The following is a 26,979-nucleotide window of genomic DNA, read 5'->3' as shown; positions in this document are numbered from 1 at the left end:
CCGCGTGAAAGGACGGCACCTTAGCGCGACCCCGGCGCCCATGCCCCCCTGGAAAACACGGCGGCGCGGGCCCGTTGGCTACCGGGCACCGCGCCACCGATTCCTGCTCGAACCACCTGGGGCTTCATCTTCGCGTCAGAAGGTACCGCCGACGCTGACCGTGCCCTGGTAGCTGCCGCCTCCCTTGAAGTCCTCGCCGCCGCGATCGATGCCCGGGGCGAAGTCCTTGTCGAAGAGGAAGTTGTAGTTGGCGCGCGCGTCCACGACGAAGTGGCCGACGTGGCCTCGCAGACCCAAGCCCGCGGGCACGTTGCCCACGGTGTCATCGCGGTACCCCAGGGACTCACCGCCCCGGAAGTTGTAGTCGTTGATGCCGATGCCGCCCAGCAGGTACGGCTGCCACGCCGTGGGCGCGATGCCCAGCGTCAGGACGGCCTGACCGCCGTTACGCACGAGGTCCGGTCCGCTCGCGCCCGTCTCCGCGTGGCGGATGTTGTTCAGCGCGCCCGTGTAGCCCAGCTCGAGGCCCAGCACCTTGGACGGCTTGATGGCGGCACGCACGCCCGCGGTGGCACCGGGGCTGAGCTGCGGAGCCAGCGCGCCGGTGTAGCCCTCCACACCACCGCCCAGCATCACCGAGAGGCCTTTGATCTTGTTCTTTTCCTCGTGCTTCTCCGCTTTCATCGGCTCGGCGCGCTCGGCCGACGGCTGGAAGTTGGAGGGAGGCGGCGTCGTGGCGATGCCGCTACCGCCCGTGGCGTCCTCCGGAGGCGGGTACGCGGACTCCGGCTCCGGGTAGACAGGCTTCGAGGAAGGCTGCCCGCTGCCGCCCGTGCCCAACGGCGGCGCCGGCGGCACCATGAGCTGCTCGCTGTCATGCGTGCCCTGGGGCGCGGCGGGAGGCGGCGTCATGGACTTCTGGCCGCTGCCGCCCATGCCCTGCTGGCCTACCGGCTCGCAGCGGACGGGCACGTTCATGTAGACCTCGCCCTGCACGTTCGAGGGCTGCTGGCCGCTGCCGCCGATGCCCATGCTGTCCTGCGACTGCTGACCGGAGACGCCCGGAACGGGCTCCGTCTCCAGGATGAGGGTGTCGTCCTCCTGCAGCAGGTCATCACCGCCCAGGTCGTCCTGCTGTGCCTGGGCCACCATCGCGTCCTGCGGGCCCTGGCTGGTGCTGGCCTGTGGTGGCGGGCAGTCGCCGTCATTGGCAACAGCAACGCCTCCGTACATGAGCGCCGCAACGGCGCCCGCCAGAATCTTCGCTTTCATCCATGCCTCCGTCGTCGAGTGGCAGACATGAAGGTTGTTTCCCGCGCGACGTCCGGCAAGGCGCGGAGACGGCACTCACACCCGGGGGTAATTGCCCGGGGAGCAAGCCACCGGGCGTGGAGGACTGCCCACACCTGCGCGATGCGGGCAGCGGATGGCAGCGTGCTACCCCTGCCGCATCCACTCCGTGCCGGTGACGACGGGCAGTTGCAACGCGCGCTCCCGGTCCAGGTCCAGGTTGCCGATGTGGAGCGACAGCGGTGACTGCACCCACTTGTAGATGGACTGCTGGAAGAGGCGGACGAACTTCTCCACGTAGCCGCTCAAGCGGGATGCCTCCACATCCGGGAACATGGCGGTGAGCGCCTGGACGATTTCGGCGGGCGTCAGCTTCTCACTGCCGTACAGGTAGAAGCAGGCGTCGAGGATGGGGAAGGGCATCAACTCCTCTTCGCCCACCTGGTCATGCGCCAGCTCCGGCCCCGCGGGCCTGGCGAGCACCTTGCGGATGCCCTCGTAGCCCGTGGTGTCCTGGAGGTAGTCGAGCAGGTACATCACCACCGTCTTCGGGACGTTGGCGATGACGGCCAGCGCGCCCATGAGGTCCCCCCCGATGGTGGTGTAGCCCACGGACTTCTCGCTCATGTTGCCCGTCTGCAGGAAGAGTCCGCCGCAGGAGTTGCTCCAGTTCCACATGCGCTGGGCGCGCAGGCGGGCCTGGATGTTCTGCTCGGTAATCGGCGTGACGTCCTTGCCGCCCAGCATCGTCTTCGCGACCTCGCGCTCACGCTCGAAGGCCTCGTCGATGGACACCACCTGGAAGGCAACGCCCAGCTCGCGCGCTATCGTCTCCGCCGCGTCGCGCGTGGCGTCGCTGGAGTAACGGCTGGGCATGTAGAACGCCTGGATGAGCGAACCGGGGTTCTCCGGCCGCGCGCGCTTCGCGTAGCGGTGCGCGATGAGCAGCGTCAGCAGCGAGTCCCGTCCACCCGACAGCGCGATGCCCAGCACCTTGAAGGCGCGCGTCTTCTCGAAGTAGTCGCCCACGCCCAGGGAGAGCGCGTCCAGGATGTCCTCGCACAGCGCATCCCGCGCGGTGCGGCGCGTGTCCGGAGGCGGCAGGAAGAAGCTGCGGTGGGGAGGCACCGGGTACGTCAGCGCGTCGCGCTTCGTGTGCACCACCTGGGTACAGTCCAGCACCGGCACCGCCTGGCCGCCATGCGCCAGCCATGACTCGCGGTCCACGCGCCAGGTGGTGGCCTCGGCGCGCAGGCGCAGGGTGCGGTCCAGGTCCACCACCGCCGCCGCGTAGCCTTCCTGGAAGCGCGGCGTCTCCATGACGTGGCGGCCGTTCTGGTTCAGGAAACCGCCGCCGTCGAAGATGAGGCCGTCGTTGCTGCCCACCGCGTTGCAGTAGGCAATGGTGCACTGGTGGTCCGCCGCGCGGGTGGCGATGAGCTCGCGCCGCGTCTCCACGAAGCCCAGCCGGAAGGGCGACGCGGACAGGTTCACCACCAGCTCCGCGCCGGAGTACGTGCGCCGCCGCATGGGGCCGTCCGCGCTCCAGATGTCCTCGCACACCTCCGGGGACACCACGCCGAAGTCGAAGTGGAACAGGTAGTCCCCCAGCGGCACACCCCGGTGGACCTCCGCCATGCCCGGCTGACCGCGGCCGAAGGTGCGCGCCTCGTAGAAGACGCTGTAGGTGGGCAGCTTCTCCTTGGGGACCAGGCCCAGGATGCGGCCACCGGCCACCACCGCCGCGCAGTTGAGGCGCAGCCCCTGGTGGGCCACGCCCACGCCCACCACGAAGACGGTGGGCATGGGCGCCGTTTCACGCGCGAAGCGCTCCAGCTCCGGCCACTGGCGGTCCATGAAGCCCTGCCACTGCACCATGTCCTCGGCCGGGTAGCCTGCGATGAGCTGCTCCTGGAAGACGCCCAGCGTGACGCCCTCCGCCGCCATCTTCCCCGCCAACGCCAGCGCCTTGTCCGTGTTCCGGGTGAAGGACCCCACGGTGGTGTTCACACTGGCAAGCCCGAGCTTCACGAGCCGCATGGTTGCTCCCGTCCCTTTCGATGACGCGTCCGGCGCGCAGCAATGCGCGGCCCGCCGGACAAGGCAAGCGCAACCCGCTCAGTTCAAGGGGCCGGTGGGCCGCAGGGGCTGGAGCCTGCCGATGAGCGCCCCCACATCCTCCAGCACGCCTTCCAGGCGCTTGCGCACGTCCAGCTCCGCCAGCAGCTCCTGCCGCCGCTCCGGCTCCGGGATGACGGCGGAGGCCACCACGTCCGCGAGCATGCCGCCCTGGGCCCGCGCGGCCACCGGCAGCAGGTTCTCCGCGAAGGACGGCGGGACGCGGCCGGCCAGCTCGAAGACGGCCTGCCGCAGCTGCTCCTCCTCGGGGCCCTCGTAGGGCACGTCCGGCAGCACCTCCGCGAGCACCTCCCGGTAGGCCTTTTCCGTCGTCAGCTCGGACGTCATGCGGATGCGGCTCACGCCCTGGAGGAGGATGTTGTAGCGCCCCTCCTCCACCTGTTCGTCCCAGACGATGACGCCCGCGCACATCATGGGCAGCATGGGCGGACGCCCCCCATAGTTGCCTTCCCAACCGGGCTCGAGCTGGGACAGCGCCAGGACGCGGTCGCCCGCGAGCGCGTCCCGGACGAGGGCCCGGTAGCGCGGCTCGAAGATGTGCAGCGGAATGACGGTGTGCGGGAACAGCACCGCCGACGGGAGGGGGAAGACCTTCAGCGCGCTGGCGGCACGCTCGATGCGTTCTTGAGCGGTCATGGGGGGCACCTTGCAGTGATAAGCCCGGTTCCCCCCAGCCGCATTCCTAACGAGCCCGGGAATGATACGCCCGGTCCCACCGCAAATGGGGCACGTGCGCTTCCAACCACTGGAGGGCCACGTGCGAGGCCTCGTTCTCCACGGCCCCCTGCCGGATGGATGCGGCGGACAAAGCGAGGACATGCCCCGCCCCCGCGATGTCTTCGGCGCGACAGCCGCGCGCGCGCAGCCGCCAGGCCAGACTCCCAAGCGGCGGCGTGGTGCCGTGGCGCCAGAAGTGCAACTCCAGGTCGCACCGCAGCGCTTCCGCCTCACTCCGGGCACGCGCGGCGGAAGAGGCGAGGGACACCTCCAGGCCATCCTCCTCGAACTGGAGCGCGTGCTGGACCGCGTGCGTGCACGCGACCACCTGGCGCCACAAGTCCCACCCGGCCCGAGGCACGCCCACCTCGAAAGGCAGGTGGAGACAATGCCCCGGGGCCACGCCAGCGCGCGTGGAGAGCCGCGCGGGGCTCGCGTGACCGCACACCGCGCCCATGGGGAAGCACCGCTGCATGTGCCGCCAGAACACCTGGACTTCCTCGGGCTGGATGTCCCCCTGGCGGAACCAGGCGCCCACCCGGGGCAGCGACTGGAAGAACCCCTTGAACGAATCCATTGATTCAATCATTTGATTAAACCAGTCGCGGCGTCAAGGGCGGGGGCATAGGATGGTGCGGGTGCTGCGAACCCATCCGGTGGACGTCCTCTTCGCGGGCCTGTCCCGCCGCGCCCGGCTCTTCTCCCAGGGCTGGGGTGATGAGCAGTTCCTCGAAGAGGTCGCGGCGGCCGCGCCGTTCCAGCAGCGGCCTCCGCCCATCACCCCCGAGTGGAGCGCGCCCCGGCTCCAGCGCGGTCTCCAGGTCCGGGATGGCACCTTTCCGTCTCCGCTGGCCCGGCTCGACGCGGCGGCGCGCACGGCGCATGTCCGGTGGCTGAGCGCGGGGCATGGGCCCTCACGCGGCGCCTGCGTCGTGCTCGCCGCGTCCCGTGAGGAGGGCTTCTCGCTGCGAGAGCGCATGTACGCGCCGCTCGCGCGGGAAGGCATCGACCTGTTCCTGCTGGAGAACCCCTATTACGGCCTGCGCCGTCCCGAGGGGCAGAAGGGCGGCGCGCTGCGCACCGTCAGCGACCACGTCTTGATGAACCTGGGCATGGTCGACGAGGCCCGCGCGCTGCTCGCATGGCTGCGGAGCGAGGGCCATGCGCGCCTGGGCGTGGCGGGCTACAGCATGGGCGGCTACATGGCGGCGCTGACGGCGGCCGTCGTCCCGGAGCCGCTCGCCGTGGCGGCGCTCGCGGCTGGAGCGTCTCCCGTCCCCGTCTTCACGCAGGGGCTGCTGTCCTGGTCCATTGCCTTCGCGTTGCTGGATGGCCCCCGGCGCGACGCGGAGCAGGCCCGACGTCGGCTGGGACGGATTTTCGACCTGGCGAACCTCACGCGCTTCCCGCCTCCGCGGCAACCCGAAGCGGCCGTCCTGCTGGCCTGCCGACGTGACGGGTTCGTGCCCGGTGATGAAACGCTCGCGCTGCACGCGCACTGGCCCCGAAGCGAGCTGCGCTGGGTGGACGCCGGGCACGTCACCGCGCTCTTCACGGAGCGAGCCGCGCTGTGCGCCGCCATCCGGGACGCGCTATCGCGGGTGGATGCCACGACGTGAGCACGCGGCCCGGAGCGCGCGCATGCCTCAGTGCCGCACGCCGCCAACGGCCGCCACGGGCGACGCCTCATCCACGCGCGGCTCCGGCCCCATTGCGTCCGCTGCCGTCAAGGCCGTGGCCACCGTGGCCATGAGCAGGTCCGGCCGAACGGGCTTCTCCAAGACGCGGACGGGCACCGTGTCGATGAACGCGCGGGACTCCGGCGTATAGGCACCGCCGGAGATGAACACCACCCGCGCGGCCTGGTCCGGCGCGTGGGCGCACAGGTGCTGGTAGACGGCGGCGCCGTCCGTCTCCGGCATCTGCAAGTCGCACAGGATGATGTCGAAGCGGTGGCCCGCGTCCACCAGCGCCAGCGCGTCGCTGCCCCGCGTGGTGGTGACGACGTCGTGGAACGGCTCCAGCAGCAGCCGCATGGACTGCGCGAGGCGCGGCTCATCATCCACCACCAGCACCCGGCCCCGCCGGGCCGCGGAGGGCGGAGGCGGACTGACGCGTGGCAACGGCCGCGGCGGCGTGGAGGCCTGCACGCGCGCGGGCGGCAACAGCACACTGAAGACGGAGCCCCGGCCCGGCTCGCTGCGGACCTCCAGCTCGCCTCCGTGCGCGCGGACAATCTGCTGGCAGATGGCGAGCCCCAGCCCCGTGCCCTCGCCGCTGGACTTGGTGGTGTAGAATGCCTCGAAGATGCGCGGCAGCACGTGCGCGGGAATCCCCGCGCCGCTGTCCACCACGTCCACGCGAGCCCGGCCAGAGGCATCCGTGCTGGTGCGCACGCGCACCTCGTTCATGGACGGGTTGCCCTCCGGGATGGCCTGCATCGCGTTCACCAACAGGTTGAGCAGCACCTGTCCCAAGCGCGCCTCGCTCCCCGACACGCGAGGCACCGGACCGAACTCCTCCACCAACCGGGCGCGGTGGCGCAGCGCGTGGCTGATGATGCGCACCGCGGGCGGCACCAGCGCGTTGAGGTCCACCAGCCCCGATTCCTGGTTCCCCTGGCGGCTGAACACCTGGAGGTCCCGGACGATGAGGCGGATGCGCTCGGCGCCTTCCAACGCGCCCCGCACGCTGGCCATCGCGTCGCGCATGCCCGACATGCCGCCCTGACTCAATCCGCGCTCGGCGGCCTCCAGGTTCAGCACCAGGTAGGCCAGCGGGTTGTTGATTTCGTGCCCCACACCGGCCGCGAGCGTCCCCACCGCGGCTACACGTTCGGCCGCCACCAGGCGGGCCTGGAGCTCCTTGGTCGCGGAGATGTCGCGGTGGGTGGCCACGAAGTGGGTGATGTCCTCGCCCGTGGCGCGCACCGGGGACAGCAGCACCTCGCTCCACACGAGGCCGCCCTGCTTGTGCGCCAGCTTCACCTCCGCGAACACCGGCTCGCCCGCGAGCAGTGACTGCCGCGTGCGCTGTCGGAACTCCGGCTCCTCCGCGCCGTAGAGCGAGCACGGGTCCTGGCCCACCAGCTCCTCCAGCCGGTATCCCAGGAGCGAGCACAGCGCCTGGTTGGCGAACACGGTGCGCAGCGCGCCTCCCGCGCGGACCTCCGCGATGAGGACGCCTTCGTGCACGCTCCGCACGGAGGTGCCCAGCAGTTGGAGCTGGCCGATGGCGCGCTGACGCTCGGTGCTCGCCGCCGCCAGCAGCAGCCCGGTGACGGCGTTGGCGGCGATGAAGAGCTGCAACACCAACAAGTCCTGCGGCAGGTCATCCGTGGCGAAGGGCCCCTGCCCTCGCGCGGTGCCCGCGATGGAAGCGGCGGCGATGCACAGCGTGGCCGCCGCCGCGCCCCGAGGACCGAAGCGAAGCGCGGCCCAGGCGGACATGGGGAAGAGGAGGAAGGCGGCCGCGTGCGCCGCGCTGTGCGGCAGCTCCGGCACGAAGAAGATGGCGCCGCCCAGCACCGTGGTGAGCCCCGCGAGCACCACCGCCTCGCCGCCTCGCCGCGGCCAGGACCATCGCTTGAACAGCATCAACGGCGGCGCCACCACGAGCACGCCCATCAAGTCCCCCACCCACCACACGCGCAGGCCCGCGGCCAGGAACGCCGAGGGAAGCCGCCCGGCCAGCACGAGGCTCGCCACGCCCACCGATGCGCTCACGCCCAGGCACAGCGCGCCCGCCCCCGCGCACAGCGCGACGACATCGCGGATCCGCTCCAGCCCCTTGTCGAACCCCACCCACCGCAGGAGGCCCGCGCCGAGCACGGCCGCCAGCGTGTTGCCCACGCCCACGCCGAGCGAGGCCATGACAGGCACGTCCCCCAGGAGCGACATGAGCGACGCGCCCACGAAGACGCCGGGCCAGCGTGACACCCCCAGCACGACCAGCGCCGCCAGGGACACCCCCGCCGGAGGCCAGGCCGGGCTGATGTTGCCCACGATGGCCACCTGCTGCCCCAGGGCCCCCGCGACGAGGTACACGACGACCAGGCCCAGCATCTCCAGCAGATGCCGGCCTTGGACTCCACGTACACTGGCTTGGAGCAGCCCGAAGATGACCCATCCCCCCGACACCCGCCCGCCGACCCGGCGGGTATCCATGGAGGCCATGCTAGCCGGGGCACCGCCGGTATTGCACCTGCCCCCCGGTTGACAGGAAGGCAACCGTCCAGGAGCCGATAGGCGCAGTGCAATGGCTTCGAAACTCGCCCGTAGGGGAAGACAAGGAGGTCACCCGAACCATGTCGCGTCCCGCAATCGCAGCGCTGCTGTCTTTTCTCATCCCAGGCGTGGGGCAGATCTACAACGGGGACCTGCTCCGGGGCCTGTTCTGGCTCATCATCACCCCAGGCTTCTGGATTGGCACGGGTGGGTGCCTGGGCTGGGTGTGCCACATCGTCGCCGCTGTCACCGCCCACAACCGGGCGGAGGACAAGGACAAGTACAGAGTCACAGTCGTCTGACGCGGCCGTGCGGCCCCACCGCGGACACGCGGGCGGGGCACACGGCGCTCCCGCGTGTCAGGTAACCGACACGCCCAGGCCCAGGGCGCGCTCCGCCAACCAGAGGCACGCCAGCAGCGCGATGGCCACCGAGCCGCCCACGACGACCGCGCGGCGGTAGAGCGGCGCCTCGCGCAAGGCGAAGGCCAGGGGCAGCAACGCGGCCACGAAGGCCACCTGTCCCAGCTCCACGCCCAGGTTGAAGCCCAGCAGCGCCAGCGCGAGGCTTCCCGCGGACAGCCCCATTCCCGCCAGCACCGACGCGAAGCCGAAGCCGTGCAGCAGTCCCAGCACGAAGGCCACCGTCCAGCGAGTCCCCCACCCCAACGGGCGGACGTTGTCGAGCGCCGCCACCAGGATGCCCAGCGCGATGGCGACCGACACGAAGCGCGGCGGCAGGGAGGCCCAGCCCAGCGTGGCGGCGACCAACGTCAGCGCGTGCGCCACGGTGAAGGCGGACACCACCTTCACCACGTCCCACAGCGCCGCGCCGAAACCCGAGACGGCCACCCACCGCCCGTCCGCGTCGCGGCGCAGGACGGAGGGCAGCAGCAGCGCGAAGAGAAAGAGCAGGTGGTCGGCCCGAGTCACGACGTGCAGCGCCCCCTCCACCGCCATGCGCTCCGCGGTGCGCCAGGGAGACTCGTCCCGCAGGCGCACCCGCGCGAAGTGCTGGGACGCGGAGAAGATGAGCGGCTCGCGCGCGCCCACGCGCACGATGCCCCGGTGAAGCGGGTCATGGTCGAACAGCAGCGTGTAGTCCACGTCCAGCCGCGCGGCGGAGCCGGTGCAGCGCGCGTCGAAGTCCAGCACCGCATAGGCCCCGTCCGAGTGCTGCCGGATGCGCAGCCCGCCCTGGGAAACGAGCGCACAGGGCGCACCTTCCGCCCCGAGCACCAGCCGGCCGAGCACATAGCGCCGGATGTCGGCCTCGCGCGCCAGCACCTCGCCCCAGGTGATGGCGCCGTCTCCGCCCGCGTCCAACCCGAGGACGTCGTCCAGGTCCTGGAGCGACACGTCCCACCGGCCGGAGATGCCTTGGCCATCCGCCTCGGTCAGTCGCAGGTAGCTGTCGCTCGGCTTTTGCGCCAGGGCGGACAGGGAGGCCAGCAGGAGCGACAGCAGGGCAACGCGGCTCATGGCAGCAGACTCCGCACGCGCTCGGCGAGGAAGACGAGCCCCGGGTCCTCGCAGCCCGAAGCTTGAAGGAAGTCCAGCGCGGGCCGGGCCGCCTCCGGTCTGCCGGCGGCCAGCGAGGCTTCGAGCAACAGCCGCACGTCCCAGGGCTCACGCTGTGACGCCCACACGGCCTGCGCCAGCCGGAGCGCCTTCTCCGGCGCCTTCTCCACCTGGAGCGCGAAGCGGGCCTCCTCGCGCGCGAGGAGACTGTCCCCCCGCTGGCGGCTCTCCTCGAACCGGCGGGACAAGGCGTGGGTGACTTCGGGCGCGCGAGACGACCCGAGCGCGTTCTCCGCCAACGCGTGGCGCAGGAGCAACCGGTCGTCCTGCGTGTGGTCCATCACCACGACGGCCGCCTCCCGCGCGCGGCCCGCGTCCAGCAGCAGGTCCGCGTAGGCCGCGCGCGCGGCGTAGTCCTTCGAATCCAGCGAGAGCGCCCGGAGGAAGTAACGCTCCGCCAGACCGACATCCCCCGCCAGCGCGGCGGCCTCCGCCAGCGTGGCCAGTGCGCGCGTGCGTGACTCCTGACCGTGCTCGCTGCGCCGCAGCGCCTCCAACAGGAGCGCGTGCGCCTTGCGCGAATGGCCCGCGAGGCTTCGTACCCGGGCCTCGCACACCGCGACCGTCAACGAAGAGGTCAACGCGGTGAGCCTCGCGCAGCTACGGGCCGCCTCGGCATGCTCGCCTCGAATCCCCAACACCTCCGCGCGCAGCAACCACGCGTCGACGTTGCCGGGGTCCTCCTTCACCACCGCGTCCAGGTCCTCCAAGGCCGCCGGAAAGTCGCGCCGCGCGTGGTGGAAGGTGGCGCGTACCAGCCGCACGCCCGGCGGCGGCGCGTCCAGGTCCCACCACGGACGCAGCGCCGCCTGCGCGCGCCCCAGGTAGCGAGGCTCTCCCAACACGCGGCTCGCCTCGATTTCCAACCGCGCCAGGCGCAGCGCCATGTCCAACTGTCCGGCGTGCCCGGCCAGGGCCTTGCGAAGCGCGGCGCGCTCGCGGGCGCGCGCATCCACACCGACGGCCGGCACGCGCGCCAGGACCTCCGCGGCGTCCCGGGGAATGAAGGGCTCGCGCTCCCCGAAGGAAGGCGAGCGCCCACAACCGAGGACCCACGCCGTGGCCAGGACCACGGCGCGTCTCGCGGCGGAAGGACGGCGGCACATCGGAGCTCGCATGGGCTCCGCACTGTACGCAGCCGTTTTTCGAATGGCGGCCGCCCGGGGACATGGGTCTCCGGAGCAACACACCGCTCAGGGTCGCCGCCCTCTACTCAACAGCGAAGCGGGACTGGAGTGCGCCCGCGCGGGCCTTCCTCCTGTTCAAGGCCTGGCATCCCGCAGCGCCGCCAGCAACTCCGCCGCGGTGGCGGCCACCGCGCGCGCGCCGTGGGCCTTCAGCTCGTCCACCTCGCGGAAGCCCCAGGCCACGCCCACGCCGTACATCCCCGCCGCGCGCGCCGTGTCCATGTCGATGGACGTGTCCCCCACGAAGGCGCAGGCCGCGGGCGGTACGCCCAGCTCCGACGCCAACGCCAGCGCCGCCGCCGGGTCCGGCTTGCGCGGCAGCTCTGGCCGCTCACCGTACACGGCGGCGAAGGAGGCTCGCGGCAGCAGGCGCGCGACCAGGCGCTTCACGAAGCCGTCTGACTTGTTGCTGAGCACCGCCAGCTTCGTGCCCTGCGCGGCCAGCGCGGTCAGCATCTCCGGGATGCCCGGGTAGTGCGCGGTGCGGTCGAAGAGGTGGTCGTCGTAGTAGGCCTTGTAGGAGGCCAGCACCGGCTCGATGAGCGCGTCCTGCCCTGAAGGCACCGCCCGGCGAATCAACTCCCGGACGCCGCTGCCCACGAAGCGCAGGTACGCGGGCTCCGGATGGGTGGGCAGACCGTGGTGGGCCAGCGCGTGGTTCGTCGCATCGGCGATGTCCCCCAGCGAGTCCACCAGGGTTCCATCGAGGTCGAAGATGACGGCACGAAGCAGCATGGAGACGCGTCCTTCTTCAAAAACGAAAACGCCCTGGCCACGAGGACCAGGGCGTCGCGGGGCCCCAAGGCCCCATCACCTGAGGCTACGGGGTGGCCTTGGTGCTGGCGGCCTTCACCGCCTCGGCATCGCCCGCCGTAATCACCGCGAAGTTGATGTTGTTGTAGCCCGCCGTGGCGCAGCTGAACATCACCCGCTTGATGATGGCGTACTCCACGTCCTTGTGGGCCTGGATGTTGATGTCGCCCTTGAAGGTGTTGGCCGTGTCCTGCGCCATGGAGTGGAGGTCCTCGTACTGCTTCTTCATGTCGCGGAGCTTCTCCTCCAGCGACGGGATGTTGAGGTACTCGTCCTTGGTGAAGTCCTCGACGCGGCCAATGATGGTGCCGGAGACGCTGATCTGATCACCGGAGACCATCACCACCGGGTGCATCTCCACTTCCTTGACGTTGACCGCCTCGGGAAGCTCGATGTCCTTGGTCATCATCAGCACCTCACCCGTCGCGGAGAAGTTCGCGATGAGGAAGAGCACGATGATGATGAACATGTCGACCAGCGGGGTGATGAGGAGGTCGGAGTAACCGCTCTTCTTCGCGGTCCCGCCGTGCCCGAACACCTTGGAGTGCTGGAGCCGCTTGCCGTATCGCTTGCCTGGAACCTGAATGGCCATGACGTGTCGTGAGCTCCTTGGGGGGGCTAGCCCATCGCCGCGGACACCGACACCTGGGGAAGCCCAGCGCCGATGCACTCGTCAATGATGCGGACCAGGTCCTCGTAGCGGACCTTGTCTTCAGGTTGCAGGGTGATGGCGGACTGGTCCGGCAGCTGCGCCTTCAGTTCCTTGAAGCGCGCCACCAGCTTGGACAGGTCCGTCTTGCCCTTCGCATCCTTGGTGAGGGGAATCGGATCGAAGGCGCTCTGGTCCGCGGACAGCCGCAGCTCCGTGGGCGTGATGAGCAGGTTGAGCTGGACCGTCTTGGTCTGCTCTTCCTGCTGCTGCTCCTCCTCCGTGGAGGGGCCACCCGCCTGCGAAACCTGGAGCCGGCCAATCTGGGTCCAGACCGCCGTCAGGATGAGGAAGCTGATGGTCACCGCCATCAGGTCGATGAATGCCGTGAGGTTGATGGAGGTGTCGAGCGACTTCTTGCCGCCCTTGCCTCCACCTGTGTCCATTCCGCCGGCCATGGCGTTCTTCTCCTTCGGCCGCGCTCAGTGAGCGTCGGTGAGACTGATGGAAGCGCGCCGCGCGTCCCCACATCCGTGGGGACAGGACAGCGCGCCCGGACTCCGGGTTCCCGAAGGACTTCCTACTCCTCGTCGCGAGCCGCCACGGGGACGTTCAGGTTCTTGAACTTGTCCTTGTTGGCCACGATGAGGTTGAGGACGGAGACGCTGGTCTCGTTGATGTCGTTGATGAGGCTCTGCGTGCGGCCCGTCAGCACGGAGAAGGAGATCAGCGCCGGGATGGCCGTGAGCAGACCGAAGCCGGTGCAGTTCATGGCTTCAGAAATACCGATGGCGAGAATCGCCGCCTTGTCGGCCGGGTTCACGTTGGCCACGGCCTCGAAGCAGGCGATGAGACCGGACACCGTTCCGAGCAGACCGGCGAGCATCGCCGCGTTGCCGAGCATGGCGAGGTAACCGGTGCGGGCCTCGATCTTCGGCGTCTCCCGGAGGCTGGCCTCGTCGAGCGCGGCCTGGACCTCGTCGTTGCCCTTCGGAACGTTCATCAGGCCGGCCTTGATGACGTTCGTCAGCGGCGTGGACTTCTGGCCAGCCACGTAGTTGATGGCCTTGTCCAGGTCACCCGCGTAGATGTGCTTCTTCAGGCCACGCAGGAAGGCCTCCTTGTTGATGGAGGCCTTGCCGAAAAGGATGATGCTTCGCTCGACCATGATGGCGAGTGCCACGATGAGGCAGGCGGCGATGGGGTACATACCCCACTGGCCGGCCTCCCAGCGCATGGCGATTTCTTCGAAGAAGCCCCGCTGAGGGCCGCCGACATTCGCCAGCACGGTCAGGTTCGTCACAGACGCCAGGTCCATCGAGTGTTGCCTCCACAGGCAGCTTGGCCCGCTCCAGCGGACCTTCCAGACCTGACGTCCCCCCGAGCGGACGGTCCACCCGGTTGGGCGGCAGGAATGGATGTTGAAAACGGTGTGCCGACTTTAGGAATGGGCGTGTGGGGTGTCAAGGTAGGGGCAGTGCCGTTAAGTGCTGAAATCTCACAGGAATTTTGCGCTGAACCCCCTCTTGCCGGGCCGTCCTCCAAGCAGCAGCACGGGCATTTTCGGGGGTATTCCCAAGTGCCTCCGGATGTGACACCGCGCTTGCTTCCTGGGTTTCGTCGCGCGTGTTAAGGCCGGATTCATGGCGAGGAAGCGCATTGGCGAGCTCCTGTTGGAGCAGCGGGCGATCAGCGTCGCCCAGCTCGAGGCGGGGCTCGCAGCTCACCGGAAATCAGGACAGCGGCTGGGGGCCACCCTCATCGCGCAAGGTGCCATCACGGAGGCCACGCTCGCGGACGCGCTGAGCCAGGCCCTGGGGCTGCCGCGAGTGGACCTCGCGGCCACCACGCCGGAGTGGGCGGCGGTGCACATGCTGCGCGCGCGCTTCTGCGAACAGCATGACTTGTTCCCGGTCGCACTGGAGAGCACGAGCGGGCGCAAGCAGCTCGTGGTCGCGATGAGTGATCCGCTCAACGTGACGGCGGTGGAGGAGATTGAGTTCACCACCGGCCTCAAGGTCAGCCCGCGCGTGGCGCCGCTGTCCACCGTGCGCGGCGCCATCCTCCGCTACTACCACAAGGTGCCGGTGGCCTCGCCCTCCGCCAGCCGCCCCGCGCCCGCGAGGCCCGCCGCGAAGCCGGTGAAGGCCGCGCCGCCGGTGACACGCCCCATGGCGCCGCCGTCCGTAGAAGATGACGACGAGGAGGTCATCATCGGCGAGGAGCTGCCGCCCGGCGAGGCGACGCAGCGCACGTCCCTGGCAGAGCTGATTCGTGCCCGCGAGGAGCAGAGCAAGCAGAAGCGCGGACAGGCCGGCGCCGCGAAGCCCAAGGCCGCCGTGGCGAACGCGGGCGGCGTGCTGGACGATCTCGACTACCTCTTCGGACAAGCGCGAGAAGACCCGGACCGCGTCGAGGAGCTGGAGCGGAAGTTCTGGGCGCTGATGCGCATCATGGCGCGCAAGGGCCTGCTCACGAACGAGGAGTTCACCCGCGAGCTGGACGACGAGGACAAGGCCAGCGGCGAGTCTTGACGATGCGCCGGGCCGGGAGGAATCGGCCCGTGGCGGCGCGTGTGGCACGGAGCATCTGCGCGGGACGCCCGCCTGCATGCCCTACGGGCCGAGGCCCGGTGCCACCGACTCGGAAACCACCTGGGGGCCCCGCGCGTACACACAGAAGCACCCGCGCTCGCGGGAACTTCCGGAGACCGCGTCCATGCCCACCGCCTCCACTTCCTCATCCCTGGCCCGTCGGCTCATGCCCCTGGCCCTCGCCGCGCTCGCCGTGCTGTCCGCGTGCACCGAGGCCCGCGGGGCCGCGCCCACCGCGCCAGGCCCCACCATCCACGACACCCGCCGCTACGAGAAGCCCTCGGACGCCGAGGTGCGGCGCACCCTGTCCCCGCTGGCCTACGAGGTGACGCAGAAGGGAGCCACGGAGCCCGCCTTCCGCAACCCCCTGTGGAACCACCACGAAGAGGGCCTCTACGTCGACGTGGTGAGCGGCGAGCCCCTCTTCTCCTCGCGCGACAAGTTCGACTCCGGCACGGGCTGGCCCAGCTTCACTCGCCCGGTGGACAGCGCGCGCGTCGTCGAGAAGCGGGACAGCACACAGGGCATGGAGCGCGTGGAGGTGCGCTCGAAGGCCGCGGGCTCACACCTGGGCCACCTCTTCGGAGACGGCCCCGCGCCCGCGAAGACGCGCTACTGCATCAACTCCGCGGCCCTGCGCTTCGTCGGGGTGAATGACCTGGCGAAGGAGGGTTATGGGGCCTGGCTGCCACTCTTCGGCCGCCCCGCTCCGGCCGCCGCCACGAAGCGCCAGGACGCCTCGCCCTTCACGGAGACGGCGCTGCTGGCGGGCGGGTGCTTCTGGGGCATGGAGGACCTGCTGCGCAAGATTCCCGGCGTCATCCAGACGGAGGTGGGCTACACGGGCGGCTCCAGCGCCTTCCGCAACCCCACGTATCGCGACGTGAGCTCGGGCAAGACGGGGCACGCCGAAGCCGTGCGCGTCGTGTTCGACCCCACCCGGCTGACGTACGAGACGCTGCTGGAGCAGTGGTTCTTCCGCATGCACGACCCGACGACGCTCAACCGTCAAGGCAATGACGTGGGCACGCAGTACCGCTCCGCCATCTTCTACCTGTCCGACGCCCAGAAGCGCGTCGCCGAGCAAGTGAAGGCGCGGGTGGATGCCTCCAAGAAGTGGCCCCGGCCCGTCGTCACGCAGATTGTGCCCGCGGGCGCCTTCACCCCCGCCGAGGACGACCACCAGGACTACCTGGTGAAGAACCCGGGCGGCTACACCTGCCACTACATGCGGGACTGAGCGCGGGCTCAGCCCTGCTGGAGCGGCAGGCGCACGATGAAGGTGGTGCCCTCGCCCATGGTGCTCTCCACCGTCAGCCGGCCACCGTGGTTCTCCACGATGCCCTGGCAGATGGAGAGCCCCAAGCCGGTGCCCCGCCCTTCCGGCTTGGTGGTGAAGAAGGGCTCGAAGATGCGCTGCAGGTGCTTGGGCTCAATGCCCGTGCCCGTGTCGCGCACCTTCACCACCGCGTCCTGCCCGTCACGGCCCGTGGCCAGGATGACGGAGCCTCCCGGCGGCATCGCGTGGCACGCGTTGGTGATGAGGTTGACGAACACCTGCACCAGGTTGGCGCGCACGGCGGACAGGGGCGGCAGGTCGATGTACTCGCGCTGGATGCTGACGCGCGCCTGGGCCACCACGTGCTCGCAGAAGCCCACCGCCATGTCCACGATGGCGTTGAGCTGCACCCGCTCCGGCCGGTCCTGCGCCGGGCGCGCGTAGCTGACCAGGTCTCGCGTGAAGCGGAGGATGCGGTGGCTGCTCTCCAGGATTTTTCGCAGCTTCTCCTGGTCCGCCGGGTTGGCCCCCGGCGTCATCCGCGAGCGCTGGAGCAGCGCGTCCGCGTACGTGGCCACCGCCGTCATCGGGTTGTTGATTTCGTGCACCACGCTGGCGGCGAGCTGACCGATGGAGGCCAGCTTCTCCGCGTGGATGATGCGCTTCTCCAGCTCCTTCACCACCGTGATGTCCTGACCGATGGCGATGACGCCCTCCACCTCCCCGTGCTGGGAGAGCTTGGAGGAGGTCGCGAAGGAGACGCGCACCTCCGCGCCGCTGCTCGTCAGCAGCCGCGTCTCGAAGCTGTTCACCGGCTCGCCGCGAATCGCCGCGGCGATGAGCTGGTTGAGCCGCAGGTGCTCGCTCTCCGGGATGAGCCAGAAGAAGTCCCGGCCCAGCACCTCTTCCTTGCCGAAGCCGGTGAGCGCGCTCAGCGCCTGGTTGAAGACGACGACCTGCTTGTCCCGGTTCGCCACCAGGATGAGGGCGTTGGCCTTCTCCAGCAGGTCCTCCAGGTACTTGCGGACGAACGTCAGCTCGTCGATGAGCTTCGCGTTCTTCACCGCCACCGCCACCTGGTTGGCGAGCTGGAGCAGCACGCGCTCGTCATGCGGCACGTCGGAGACGAAGTCCGCCGGGTACTCCATGTTGATGGCGCCGAAGAGTTGCCCGCTGGCAACCAGCGGCGCGCTCACGCCATGGGTGCTGTCCTGGAACAGCAGCGGGACTTCGCCCAGCACCGCCACGCGGTCCACGGGCAGGGACGCGCGATCCAGGCTCGTCTTCTCCACCGCGCGCTCCATCAACACCAGCGGCTCGTGCGCGCCTTCCTTCAGCCGCCCCTCCGCGTAGAGCGACGTGAGGCCGCCCGTCCGCGAGTCGGTGATGCGGATGCAGAACGAACGCCCGGGGAACAGCTCCTTCACGCCGCGAGCCACCGCGGCGACCAGCTCCTCCTCGCCGCCGGCCTCGGCCACGCTGCGGCCCAGGTCCAGCAGCACGCCTTCGGTGCGCGCCTGCTCCAAAAGGGCCCGCTCCGCCACCACCAGCCGGTTGCGAGACAGCTCCGGCTCGTTGCGCGCGCGGACGGCCACCACGTCGCCCCGGCGGGACAGCGTCAGCACCACGCCGGGCAGGTCGGGCAAGAGCTCCACGTCGCAGCTGGCGCCCTCCGCCGGCACGCTGGCGCCAGACAGGGTGCGCGCCACCTCCTCCACGGACACGTGCTGGTCGGCGCAGAAGCGGCGGAAGGCGTCGTTGACGGCGACCAGGCGCAGGGCCGGGTCACACATGGCCGCGGGGGCGTCGAGCGCCTCGAACAGGGCCTGGAAGGACTCCGGGGCAGGGCCGCCGGCGATGCGCACGGCTCGGGTCTCAGTCTTCATGGGAGGTGGCCTTGTCCAGGTCGAGAATCTGTTGCGCCCCCATGTAGGACTTCGTCTCGTAGCGGGTAATCTTGCCAATCTTCCGGACGATTTCCGCCATGCGCTCCGCCTCGCGGTAGATGATGTCCACCGGCTTCCAGGCGAAGTCGTCTTCCTTCAGCTTCCGCTTCAGCAGCTCGGCGTAGCCCATCACCGAGGTGAGCGGCTGGTTCAGCTCGTGCGCGGCGGTGCCAGCGAGCGCGACGATGACCGCGCTCTTCTCGCTCTCCTCCAGCCGCGTCTCCACGTCGGACAGCTTGCGCTCCAGTTGCATGCGCGCGCGCATGTCCGTGAAGATGCCCACGCTGAACACCTCTCGGCCCCCTTCGTAGACGATGGAGGCCGTCATGTTCACCGGCACCCGCTCACCGGAGCGGTGCACCAGTTCCTCCCGGATGAGGGACAGCCGGCCCTTGCCGCCGTGCTCGGGCGCCCGAATCATGGCCATCACCCGCTTCGCCACGCCCGGCGGATAGAGCTGGTGCACGGTGAGGCCGCCGCCCAGGGCCTCCTGCGCGGTGTAGCCGCACAGCGCCTCCGCGCCCTTGTTGAAGAGGATGATGCGCCCCTTCAGGTCCGCCGCGATGATGGCGTCCACCGACGAGTCGATGAGCCGCTCCAGGAAGTCCTTCGTCTGGAGCAGCTCGTCCTCCAGCCTTCGCGCGTCCGTGACGTCGCGGAAGGAGAGGATGGTGGCCGCCTCCTCGTCGCGCAGCGGCGCCGCGGACATGGACAGCGTCAGGCGGCGACCCGTGCGGGTGCACACCTGCACGTCCGCGCCGGAGCGGGCCTCGCCGCGCGCGGCGGTGGTCACCAGCTCCATCAGCACGTTCTCATCCACCGGCTGGGTCACCTGGTGCAGGTGGCGGCCCCGCGCGTCCGGCGCATCCACGTCCAGCATGGCCGCGCCGGACGGATTCAGCGACAGCACGCAGGCCTTGTCGTCGAGGATGGCCACGCCTTCACTGACGTGCGCGAAGAAGAGCTGGTACGGCTTGAACGAGGCCGCCTGCTCCTCCGCGGCCAGGCGGGCCGTCTTCTCCGCCTCCGTCTGCCCGCGCACGGACTGGAGCACGGACGCGTTGCGCAGGGCCACCGCGGTGGCGTGCGCCACGGTGGTGAGGAAGTCGATTTCCCGCGGCGTGAAGGTGCGCCGCCGTCCCGCCGCGCGCAGCAGCAGGACGCCGCGCACCTGCCCGCGGATGGGCAGCGGCAGCGCGGCGATGGCGTGGATGCCCCGGGCGGCCACCGCGCGCCGCTCCACGTCCCCCAGCAGCGGGTGGGTGGAGGCCTCCTGCATCACCACCGGTTTGCCCGTCCGCATCACCTCGCGAATCTCGGGGTAGCGCGACAGGTCGATGCGCAGGTCCTTGAGCGTGGGGTCGTCGCTGGCGGCGACGATGATGCCCTCATCCGCGCTGCGCCCCAGCATCACCAGCGTGGCGCGCGCGATGTCCAGCTTCTCTGCCAGCCGCCGGGTGACGCCGTGCAGCAGCGCCTCCACGTCCGACGTCTCCGCGTAGTCCGCCGTCAGCTCCAGCAGGAGCGCCAGGTCCTCCTGGCTGCGCGCCTGTTCCTCGCGCTCCAGGTGGCGCTCGGCGGCGCACTGGAGCCGCCAGGCCAGCTCGTGCATGGCCACCGGGGCGGTGAGGACGTCCGCCGGCTCGAGCGACTGCGCCTCGGCGAAGTGGCGTTCGCCCGGTGCCACCAGCACCACCAACGTGAGGTCGGCGGCGAGGGCGGCGTCCACCAGGGCCTGCCCCGCAGCGAGCCCTCCCGGCGCGGTGAGGTCCACCAGCGCCAGGGAGGCCTCTTCGAGACCGCCCACCACCCGTAGACCCGCACGCGCGGCGGCCGCGGCCAGCAGCTCCCGCGCGGGTGAGTCCGAGGGCACCAGGGAGATGCCTGATACGAATTCCAGCGAGGACGGCACGTGGAGAGTGGGGTCCAGGGCAGAAGGGGCCCCCACTCTACACGCCCTGCGGGCTCAGGGGCAGTCCGACTCGAAAGCCCCCTGGTCCGGGCCTGACCCGCACCAGGTCAGCCCCAGCGACAGCCCCGCGTCGAGGGCGGGCGAACCCGCCCCCAGGCGGAAGTCCCCGGTGTCGATGTTGACGAAGCCAGGGGTCATCTCCTGGGAGCGGCCGTCCAGCCCGCTCTGCGAGCGCCACTGAGAGAAGCCCATGTCCACGCCGTTCAGCCGGAAGAGGGCCGGGCCCGAATTGCGGAAGTAGAGGTTGGCGTCCACCACCGCCCCCGAGCGCCCGGGGCCGCCGCGCACCGCCACCCCACAGCCAGAAAAGACGTTGTTGCGCACATCCAGGCTGGCGCTCGCCCCGGTGTCGCCATGGCCGAAGGTGAGGCACGGCCCGGGCATGTTCCAGACGGTGTTGTGATGGACCTTCACGGTCGACGTCGTGTCCACGCGGATGCCGCTGCCCTCCTCGCCGCCGCCCAGGCCGTCCCGCACCAGGTTGCGGCGGATGATGATGTTGGTGGGCGGCGAGCCCTGGCGCACCCCGCCGATGCTGATGGCGCGGCCGTTGTTGAAGAAGACGTTGTCCTCCAGGGTGACGTCCTTCGCCGACAGGTGCACCACCACGCCCTCGCCGCGCGACGTGGATGACGTCTTGTGGCCCCAGATGATGTTGCCGCGCAGCGTGACGCGGGTGCACGTCTTCACGTCGACGCCATTCTCCCGGTTCTCATGCAGCTCGTTGTCCTCCACCAGGAGGTTGTCGAAGGGCGTGCCGGAGATGGTGGCGCCGCCCTCCGGGCCGATGCACTGCACCGCGTCCCCGGAGTTGTGGTGGATGTCGTTGCCACGCACCACCACGTTGCGCGCCGTCGTCTGGACGATGACGCCGTGGCTGTCATCTCCGTTGCGGTTGAAGTGGGAGATGGTGTTGCCCTCGATGAGCACATCACGGGCCTTCTCACACACGTTGACGCCCGCGCCCGCGGTGCCGTTCTTCAGCGTGGAGCCGCGCAGCACGCCGTGGTGGGAGCCCACGCCGCGGAACAACACCGCGAAGGAGGCAGTGCCCGCCGCGTCGATGGTGAGCCCCTCGATGCTCCAGTACGCACCGCGCACGTCCACCATGGCGGAGCCGCTGCCGGACGGCTTCAGCACCGGCTTCGCGCCCGGCGCGGCCCGCAGCGTGAGCAGGTTGGACGCCGAGCCCCCCTTCTCCTCCAGCTTGAGGCGCTCGGCGTAGGTGCCCGTCTTCAGGTAGATGGCCTCGCCCGGCCGCACCCACGCCAGCGCGCGCGTCACCGTTCGCAGCGGCGCCGCCTCCGTGGCGGAAGCACTGTCACTGCCGTTGGGCGCCACCCAGAGGATGCGCGAGTACCGAGGCTTGGGTTCAGGCGGAGGCTCCGGTTCTGGCTGGGGTTGGGGCTCGGGCGGAGGCTCCGACGTTCCAGCGTTCGTCGTGTCGTCGTCATCGTGGGTGGGGGGCGTGCCAGGAACGGACGGGTTGCCCGTCGACGGCGCCTCGCTGGAGCCCGGAGGCGAGCCGCTTTCCTGGGCGAGCTCCCCCTTCCCATTGCAGGCCAACAAGGACAGCAGGGCAGCGGAGCAGAGGGCCGTGGACCACGGCGAGCGGTTGCGCATCCTGGCGGACTCCTGGTGTGGGTCGCGGCGCGGGAGGCGCTCGCGAGGACGGCCGCCAATTCCCAGCTCCGCGCTGGTCATTCCCTCCGAGCGCGGCAACCCCTGCCTGCCGGGACGGAGAGGGAGGGGACAGGAAGCGTGGTTTCGCGGGGTTGGGACGGATGCTCCGCATCACCGACAGGTGGGCCTTCGCGGGGAGCTGAAGTGTGATGTGTGCGACGCGCGCGGGAATATTCCCGGGGACTTTTCACACAGAGCGAAGGCCCGAGCCGGGCGTCCCCGGGCGCGTGGGCGCGCGGTGGGGAGCGGCATGCCGGTGTTTCAGGGAGGCAGGGCGTACCTTGACGCCGGGAGGAACGCGCGGGATATGAGCCGCCTTCCACCCGCTGTCAGGAGACACCTTGGACATCTTCAAGGAATTCACCTTCGAGGCCGCACACCGGCTTCCCAACGTGCCGCCCGGGCACAAGTGCAGCCGGCTTCATGGCCACAGCTACCGGGTGGAAATCCACGTGCGTGGCCCGGTGGGCGCGCAGTCCGGGTGGGTGATGGACTTCTCCGACATCAAGGAGGCCTTCGAGCCCCTGCGGCTGAAGCTGGACCACTACTACCTCAATGAAGTGGAAGGCCTGGAGAACCCCACCAGCGAGAACCTGTCGCGGTGGATCTGGAAGCGCCTGCGTCCGGGCCTGCCCCTGCTCAGCCGGGTGGTGGTCCGCGAGACGTGCACCAGTGGCTGCATCTATCAAGGCGAAGACGACTGACACGCCGGGCCCTCGCGGGGCTGGCTCCACGAGGGGACTGCCATGAACGTTCTGATTACCGGGGCCACCGCGGGATTCGGCCTGGCCATTGCCCGCCGCTTCATCCAGGACGGCGCGCGCGTCATCGCCTCCGGGCGGCGCAGCGAGCGGCTGGAGGCCCTGCGCGCGGAGCTGGGCGAGCGGGTGCTCCCCCTGACGCTCGACATCACGGACCGTGAGGCCGTGGAGCGGGCCATCCGCTCGCTGCCGGCGGAGTTCGCCGAGGTGGACGTGCTGGTCAACAACGCGGGCCTGGCGCTGGGGTTGGACCTGGCGCAGTCGGCGCGCGTGGAGGACTGGGACACGATGGTGGACACCAACGTGAAGGGCCTCCTGTACTGCACGCACGCGGTGCTGCCCGGCATGGTGGCGCGCAACCGGGGCCACATCGTCAACATGGGCTCGGTGGCGGCGGAGTGGCCCTACCCGGGCGGCAACGTGTACGGCGCCACCAAGGCCTTCGTGCACCAGTTCAGCCTCAACCTCCGCGCGGACCTGCACGGCACCGCCGTGCGCGTGACGGACATCGAGCCCGGGCTGGTGGGCGGCACGGAGTTCTCCAACGTCCGCTTCAAGGGCGACGACGCGCGCGCGGCGTCCGTCTACGCCAACACCCAGGCGCTGACGCCCGAGGACATCGCGGACGCGGTGCACTGGGTGGCCACGCGGCCCGCGCACGTGAACATCAACGTCATGTCGCTGATGCCGGTGTCACAGTCCTTCGGGCCCCTGCCGGTGAAGCGACAGGGCTGAGCCAGGAGGGCCTCTGGGGCTGCCTACATCCCGGCGGATGTCCATTTCGAGGCACGCAAGTTGAATCTTGGTTCACTTTGGGAGCGCTAGAGCCAGGCTGCGGCGTCCCCTGCGCCGCGCCTTGAGATAACCTCCCGGCCATGAGTCATCCGGAACGACCGCCGCCGTCCCAGGGGCTCCTCGCCCGCGGACTGAAGCTGCTGGGCCATCTCACCCACCCGGACACGCGCACCGGCAAGGTCTTCACCCGCGCCGAGGAGGGCCTCACCCGCGCGGCCGCCAAGGTCACCGAGAGCCCCGCGTACCTGCGCGTGAGCGGCTCCCTCATGCGCCAGGGCTTCAACGCCCGCATCCGCCGCAATGGCCTGGTGGAAGGCGCGCTGCGCCCCCTGCGCCTGCCCACCACCTCCGAGGTGGAGAGCCTGCGCGACCAGCTCCGCCGGATGAATGACCAGGTGGAGGCGCTCGGCACCCAGTTGGAACTGGTGGTGGACCTGCTCCACCGTCAGGAAGGCGCGGAGCCCGAGTCCCCCGAGTCCCCGCCCAAGGAGCGCGCGCCCTCCAAGCGCCGTCGCTGACATGACCGCGTCCACGCCCCAGCGTCTTCGCTCCTTCGTCACCGGGCAGGTCGAGCTGACCCGCGCCGTCGCACACGCGCTCAAGTCGCGGCCCTTCAATCCGTACCCGTACCTCAAGCCCTTCATCGAAAGGGCCTCGGGCGTGCGCGAGCCGCCCATCAGCGCCACGCCGCACACCGTCGTGTACACGCGCGGCAGCATGCGCCTGCTGCGCTACGCGGCCCCGCGCCGGCGCCACCGCACGCCCGTCCTCTTCGTCTATTCGCTCATCAACCGCTGGTACATCCTCGACTTCCTTCCAGGGCGCAGCCTCATCGAGCACCTCACCCGCGAGGGCTACGACGTCTACGCCATCGACTGGGGCGTACCGGGACAGAACGAGGAGCGGCTCACCTGGGATGACCTGCTCGGCGGGCTCATCCAGACGGCGGTGCGGTGGACGCTGCGCGTGAGCAAGAGCCGGGATTTGACGCTCTACGGCTACTGCATGGGCGGCACCATGGCCCTGGCGTACACGTCCCTGTACCCCGAGGGCGTCCGCAACCTGGTGGCCCAGGCCACGCCGGTGGACTTCAGCAAGGGTGGCCTCTACACGCTGTGGACGTCCGCCAACCACTTCGACGTGGACTCGCTGGTGGACGCCTACGGCAACGTCCCCACGCCGGTGCTGGAGAGCGGCTTCCTCATGGCCGCGCCGGTGCAGCGCCTCACCCGGTGGCTGGAGGTGTGCCGCCGCATCGACGACCCGGAGTTCGTCACCACGTTCCTGGCCATGGAGCGCTGGGGCGCGGACCCCGTGCCCTTCCCGGGTGAGGTGTACCGGCAGTACATCAAGGACTGCTATCAGCAGAACCTCTTCCCCCAGGGCCTCATGGAGGTGGGCGGCGAGCGCGTGGACCTGCGCCGCATCCAGTGCGCCATCCTCAACGTCATCGCCGAGCACGACACCATCGCGCTGCCGGCGATGAGCGAGCCGCTGCCCTCCCTGGTCAGCTCGAAGGACTGTGAGACGCGGCGCTACCCCGTGGGCCACATCGGCCTGTCCGCCTCCAGCAGGGGCGCGACGAAGGTGTGGCCCTCCATTTCCGCGTGGATTGGCGCGCGCTCGAAGCCGATGGAACCATGAACGCCTCGTCCGACACCGAAGCCATGGGCGTACAGGTCCGTGAAGGCACCGTCCACCTGCGGGATGGCCGGCGGCTCGCGTACGTCGAGTCTGGAGATTTGAGCGGCCTGCCCGTGTTCTTCATCCACGGCAACCCGGGCTCGCGCCACATGCGCCACCCGGATGACCGGCTCACTCACGCGTTGGGCGTGCGCCTCATCACGCCGGACCGGCCGGGCTACGGCCTGTCGGACTACCAGCCCGGGCGCACGCTGCTCGACTTCCCCGATGACCTGGAGCAGTTGGCCAACGCGCTGAGGATTGGCCGCTTCGCCCTCTTCGGCGTGTCCGCCGGTGGCCCCTACGTCGCCGCGTCCGCGTGGAAGCTGGGCGAGCGCATCACCCGCGCGGCGCTCGTCTCCGGCGCTGCGCCCCTGGCCCGGCCGGGCGCCATGGCGGGGGTGAACCGGGACTACCGCAACGCGTACAGCATGGCCGCGTGGCCGGAGTGGCTGCTGCATCCACTGATGGCCATGCATGACCGGCAGGTGCGCGCCAATCCCGCGCGGGCGCTGGCGGGCCTGCGCTCCCAGGCGTCGGCGGATGACCGCGCGGTGCTCGCGGACCCGCGCATCGCCGCGCAGGTGCAGGGCTGGCGCTACGAAGCCACGCGAAAGGGCGTGGCGGGCATGCGGCGCGAGGCGCACATCCTCGCGCAGCCGTGGAACGTCCCCCTGGAGGAGATTCGGACGGAGGTGGACCTCTGGTACTGGGAGGGAGACAGCATCGTCCCGCCGCAGATGGGACGGTACCTCGCGAACCGGATTCCGCGCGCGGTGCCCCGCTTCTTCCCCGGCGGCGGACACTTCTCCATCTTCTCCCACTGGACGGACATCCTCACGCCGCTGGTGCAGCAGGGAAGCTGAGCCGCTGAGCCCCGCGCGCTCAGGCGGCGCGGGGCTGCTCCTCCTGCGTGACGGGCGGCGCGGGCGGGGCAATGGGTTCGCCGTTCTCCCCCAGCACCACGGGGGCGATGCCCAGCTTGCGCTCGACGAAGGCGTGGCCCAGGTAGATGAAGGGCGTCAGGCCCACCGCGACCAGCAACTTCACCACGTAGGACGAGCAGATGATGCCGAGGATGGTGGCGTTGGGCAGCACGCCCGTCCACGCCACGTACTGCACCACCACCGTGTCGAGGAGCTGCGACACCAGCGTGGAGCCCGTCGCCCGCACCCACAAGTGCCGGTTGCGCGTCAGCCGCTTGAGCCCGTTGAAGAGGGCGATGTCGCAGAACTGGGCCACCAGGTACGCCATCATCGACGCGACGAGGAAGCGCTGTGAGCCGGCGAAGACGTTGTTGAACGCGCCTTCCACCGTCCCCGTGAAGTCCGGCGCACGCGTCAGCGGCGCCCACGGCACCCGCACGGCCATGGCAATCACCACGACCGCGAAGATGGCCATGAAGAAGCCCACCCACGTCACGAAGCGGGCCGCCTTCTTCCCGTAGAACTCGTTGAGGATGTCCGTGAGGAGGAACGTCACCGGGAAGGGCAGGATGCCGATGGACATCACCGCCACCACCGGCCCCACCTTCGCCTCGAACAGCTTCACGCTGATGATGTCGCCCACCACCAGCGAGGTGACGAACACCCCCACCAACACCACGAAGAGCTGAAGCCGTCTGTCGAGGAGCATCCCGTCGTTCTCGTGAGCCGAGGCCACCTC

The 26,979-nt window shown here is 70.0% G+C and carries 24 protein-coding genes; 9 read left to right on the top strand and 15 right to left on the bottom strand.

Going from position 1 to position 26,979, the window contains the following annotated elements; all coding sequences use genetic code 11:
- Window positions 1–135: 135 nt before the first annotated feature.
- The 4 genes from HNV26_RS00395 to HNV26_RS00380 all read right to left on the bottom strand — a co-directional run bounded on the left by HNV26_RS00395 (window position 136) and on the right by HNV26_RS00380 (window position 4,723).
- Window positions 136–1,272, bottom strand: a complete 1,137-nt coding sequence (locus HNV26_RS00395) for a hypothetical protein (RefSeq protein ID WP_216611667.1) — start codon at window positions 1,270–1,272, stop codon at window positions 136–138.
- A 165-nt stretch (window positions 1,273–1,437) separates the two neighbouring features.
- On the bottom strand, window positions 1,438–3,330 hold the full coding sequence (gene nadE / locus HNV26_RS00390) for an NAD(+) synthase (protein WP_171440335.1): 1,893 nt from the start codon (window positions 3,328–3,330) through the stop codon (window positions 1,438–1,440).
- Between the two features lie 78 nt (window positions 3,331–3,408).
- Window positions 3,409–4,065: an LON peptidase substrate-binding domain-containing protein gene (locus HNV26_RS00385; RefSeq protein WP_026114049.1), complete on the bottom strand. Its 657-nt coding sequence runs from the start codon at window positions 4,063–4,065 to the stop codon at window positions 3,409–3,411.
- A 46-nt stretch (window positions 4,066–4,111) separates the two neighbouring features.
- On the bottom strand, window positions 4,112–4,723 hold the full coding sequence (locus HNV26_RS00380; RefSeq protein ID WP_171440334.1) for a hypothetical protein: 612 nt from the start codon (window positions 4,721–4,723) through the stop codon (window positions 4,112–4,114).
- Window positions 4,724–4,775: 52 nt separating this feature from the next.
- Here HNV26_RS00380 and HNV26_RS00375 point away from each other — a divergent pair, with 52 nt between their 5' ends.
- Window positions 4,776–5,765, top strand: a complete 990-nt coding sequence (locus HNV26_RS00375) for an alpha/beta hydrolase family protein (RefSeq protein ID WP_171440333.1) — start codon at window positions 4,776–4,778, stop codon at window positions 5,763–5,765.
- A gap of 27 nt (window positions 5,766–5,792) precedes the next feature.
- Here HNV26_RS00375 and espC read toward each other — a convergent pair whose 3' ends face one another.
- A complete protein-coding gene (gene espC / locus HNV26_RS00370) occupies window positions 5,793–8,321 on the bottom strand; it encodes a serine histidine kinase EspC (RefSeq protein ID WP_171440332.1) in 2,529 nt (842 codons plus the stop codon).
- A 131-nt stretch (window positions 8,322–8,452) separates the two neighbouring features.
- Here espC and HNV26_RS00365 point away from each other — a divergent pair, with 131 nt between their 5' ends.
- On the top strand, window positions 8,453–8,674 hold the full coding sequence (locus HNV26_RS00365; RefSeq protein WP_026114050.1) for a DUF5683 domain-containing protein: 222 nt from the start codon (window positions 8,453–8,455) through the stop codon (window positions 8,672–8,674).
- Window positions 8,675–8,731: 57 nt separating this feature from the next.
- On the opposite strand, the gene HNV26_RS00360 is transcribed toward HNV26_RS00365, so the two are convergent.
- The 6 genes from HNV26_RS00360 to HNV26_RS00335 form a co-directional block, all read right to left on the bottom strand.
- The gene (locus tag HNV26_RS00360; RefSeq protein ID WP_171440331.1) at window positions 8,732–9,853 is read right to left on the bottom strand and encodes a HupE/UreJ family protein; all 1,122 of its coding nucleotides are present in this window, start codon (window positions 9,851–9,853) and stop codon (window positions 8,732–8,734) included.
- Complete coding sequence (locus HNV26_RS00355) at window positions 9,850–11,070, bottom strand: tetratricopeptide repeat protein (RefSeq protein WP_171440330.1); 1,221 nt, start codon at window positions 11,068–11,070, stop codon at window positions 9,850–9,852. The genes HNV26_RS00360 and HNV26_RS00355 overlap by 4 nt, the downstream gene beginning before the upstream one ends.
- Window positions 11,071–11,214: 144 nt before the next feature.
- Window positions 11,215–11,874 (bottom strand): HAD family hydrolase, encoded by a 660-nt coding sequence (locus HNV26_RS00350; RefSeq protein ID WP_171440329.1) that lies wholly within the window; start codon window positions 11,872–11,874, stop codon window positions 11,215–11,217.
- 85 nt (window positions 11,875–11,959) lie between these two features.
- Window positions 11,960–12,544, bottom strand: coding sequence for an ExbD/TolR family protein (locus HNV26_RS00345; RefSeq protein ID WP_171440328.1), 585 nt, complete (start codon window positions 12,542–12,544; stop codon window positions 11,960–11,962).
- A gap of 26 nt (window positions 12,545–12,570) precedes the next feature.
- Window positions 12,571–13,059 carry an ExbD/TolR family protein gene (locus HNV26_RS00340; protein WP_090487712.1) on the bottom strand — a complete coding sequence of 163 codons (489 nt, stop codon included), beginning with the start codon at window positions 13,057–13,059 and terminating at the stop codon, window positions 12,571–12,573.
- Between the two features lie 122 nt (window positions 13,060–13,181).
- Entirely contained in the window at window positions 13,182–13,919 is a 738-nt protein-coding gene (locus HNV26_RS00335) for a MotA/TolQ/ExbB proton channel family protein (protein ID WP_171440327.1), read from the bottom strand.
- 325 nt (window positions 13,920–14,244) lie between these two features.
- Between HNV26_RS00335 and HNV26_RS00330 the strand changes: the two genes are divergently transcribed.
- Both HNV26_RS00330 and HNV26_RS00325 read left to right on the top strand, forming a co-directional pair.
- Complete coding sequence (locus HNV26_RS00330) at window positions 14,245–15,135, top strand: GspE/PulE/PilB domain-containing protein (protein WP_171440326.1); 891 nt, start codon at window positions 14,245–14,247, stop codon at window positions 15,133–15,135.
- Window positions 15,136–15,319: 184 nt separating this feature from the next.
- On the top strand, window positions 15,320–16,435 hold the full coding sequence (locus HNV26_RS00325) for a bifunctional methionine sulfoxide reductase B/A protein (protein ID WP_253816014.1): 1,116 nt from the start codon (window positions 15,320–15,322) through the stop codon (window positions 16,433–16,435).
- Between the two features lie 8 nt (window positions 16,436–16,443).
- On the opposite strand, the gene HNV26_RS00320 is transcribed toward HNV26_RS00325, so the two are convergent.
- Genes HNV26_RS00320 through HNV26_RS00310 form a run of 3 tightly spaced genes read right to left on the bottom strand, consistent with a single transcriptional unit; the run spans window position 16,444 to window position 22,015 of the window.
- Window positions 16,444–18,360: a GAF domain-containing sensor histidine kinase gene (locus tag HNV26_RS00320; RefSeq protein ID WP_216611666.1), complete on the bottom strand. Its 1,917-nt coding sequence runs from the start codon at window positions 18,358–18,360 to the stop codon at window positions 16,444–16,446.
- A complete protein-coding gene (locus tag HNV26_RS00315) occupies window positions 18,350–20,332 on the bottom strand; it encodes a PAS domain S-box protein (protein WP_366816710.1) in 1,983 nt (660 codons plus the stop codon). The genes HNV26_RS00320 and HNV26_RS00315 overlap by 11 nt, the downstream gene beginning before the upstream one ends.
- A gap of 54 nt (window positions 20,333–20,386) precedes the next feature.
- Window positions 20,387–22,015 (bottom strand): right-handed parallel beta-helix repeat-containing protein, encoded by a 1,629-nt coding sequence (locus tag HNV26_RS00310; RefSeq protein WP_253816012.1) that lies wholly within the window; start codon window positions 22,013–22,015, stop codon window positions 20,387–20,389.
- A 401-nt stretch (window positions 22,016–22,416) separates the two neighbouring features.
- Between HNV26_RS00310 and queD the strand changes: the two genes are divergently transcribed.
- From queD to HNV26_RS00285, 5 genes are all read left to right on the top strand, one after another.
- Window positions 22,417–22,779 carry a 6-carboxytetrahydropterin synthase QueD gene (queD, locus tag HNV26_RS00305; protein WP_171440323.1) on the top strand — a complete coding sequence of 121 codons (363 nt, stop codon included), beginning with the start codon at window positions 22,417–22,419 and terminating at the stop codon, window positions 22,777–22,779.
- A gap of 42 nt (window positions 22,780–22,821) precedes the next feature.
- Window positions 22,822–23,571 carry a bifunctional NADP-dependent 3-hydroxy acid dehydrogenase/3-hydroxypropionate dehydrogenase YdfG gene (gene ydfG / locus HNV26_RS00300; protein WP_171440322.1) on the top strand — a complete coding sequence of 250 codons (750 nt, stop codon included), beginning with the start codon at window positions 22,822–22,824 and terminating at the stop codon, window positions 23,569–23,571.
- 140 nt (window positions 23,572–23,711) lie between these two features.
- Window positions 23,712–24,149: a hypothetical protein gene (locus HNV26_RS00295; protein WP_171440321.1), complete on the top strand. Its 438-nt coding sequence runs from the start codon at window positions 23,712–23,714 to the stop codon at window positions 24,147–24,149.
- A 1-nt stretch (window position 24,150) separates the two neighbouring features.
- A complete protein-coding gene (locus tag HNV26_RS00290) occupies window positions 24,151–25,275 on the top strand; it encodes an alpha/beta fold hydrolase (RefSeq protein ID WP_171440320.1) in 1,125 nt (374 codons plus the stop codon).
- Window positions 25,272–26,180, top strand: a complete 909-nt coding sequence (locus tag HNV26_RS00285) for an alpha/beta fold hydrolase (protein ID WP_090487692.1) — start codon at window positions 25,272–25,274, stop codon at window positions 26,178–26,180. The genes HNV26_RS00290 and HNV26_RS00285 overlap by 4 nt, the downstream gene beginning before the upstream one ends.
- 19 nt (window positions 26,181–26,199) lie before the next feature.
- Here HNV26_RS00285 and HNV26_RS00280 read toward each other — a convergent pair whose 3' ends face one another.
- Entirely contained in the window at window positions 26,200–26,949 is a 750-nt protein-coding gene (locus HNV26_RS00280; protein WP_171440319.1) for a queuosine precursor transporter, read from the bottom strand.
- Window positions 26,950–26,979: the final 30 nt, after the last annotated feature.

The organism is Myxococcus xanthus (assembly GCF_013116825.1).
Taxonomy (GTDB): Bacteria; Myxococcota; Myxococcia; order Myxococcales; family Myxococcaceae; genus Myxococcus; species Myxococcus xanthus_B.
The sequence above is the reverse complement of the archived record's forward strand: the minus strand, read 5'-3'. Positions and strand labels throughout refer to the sequence as shown.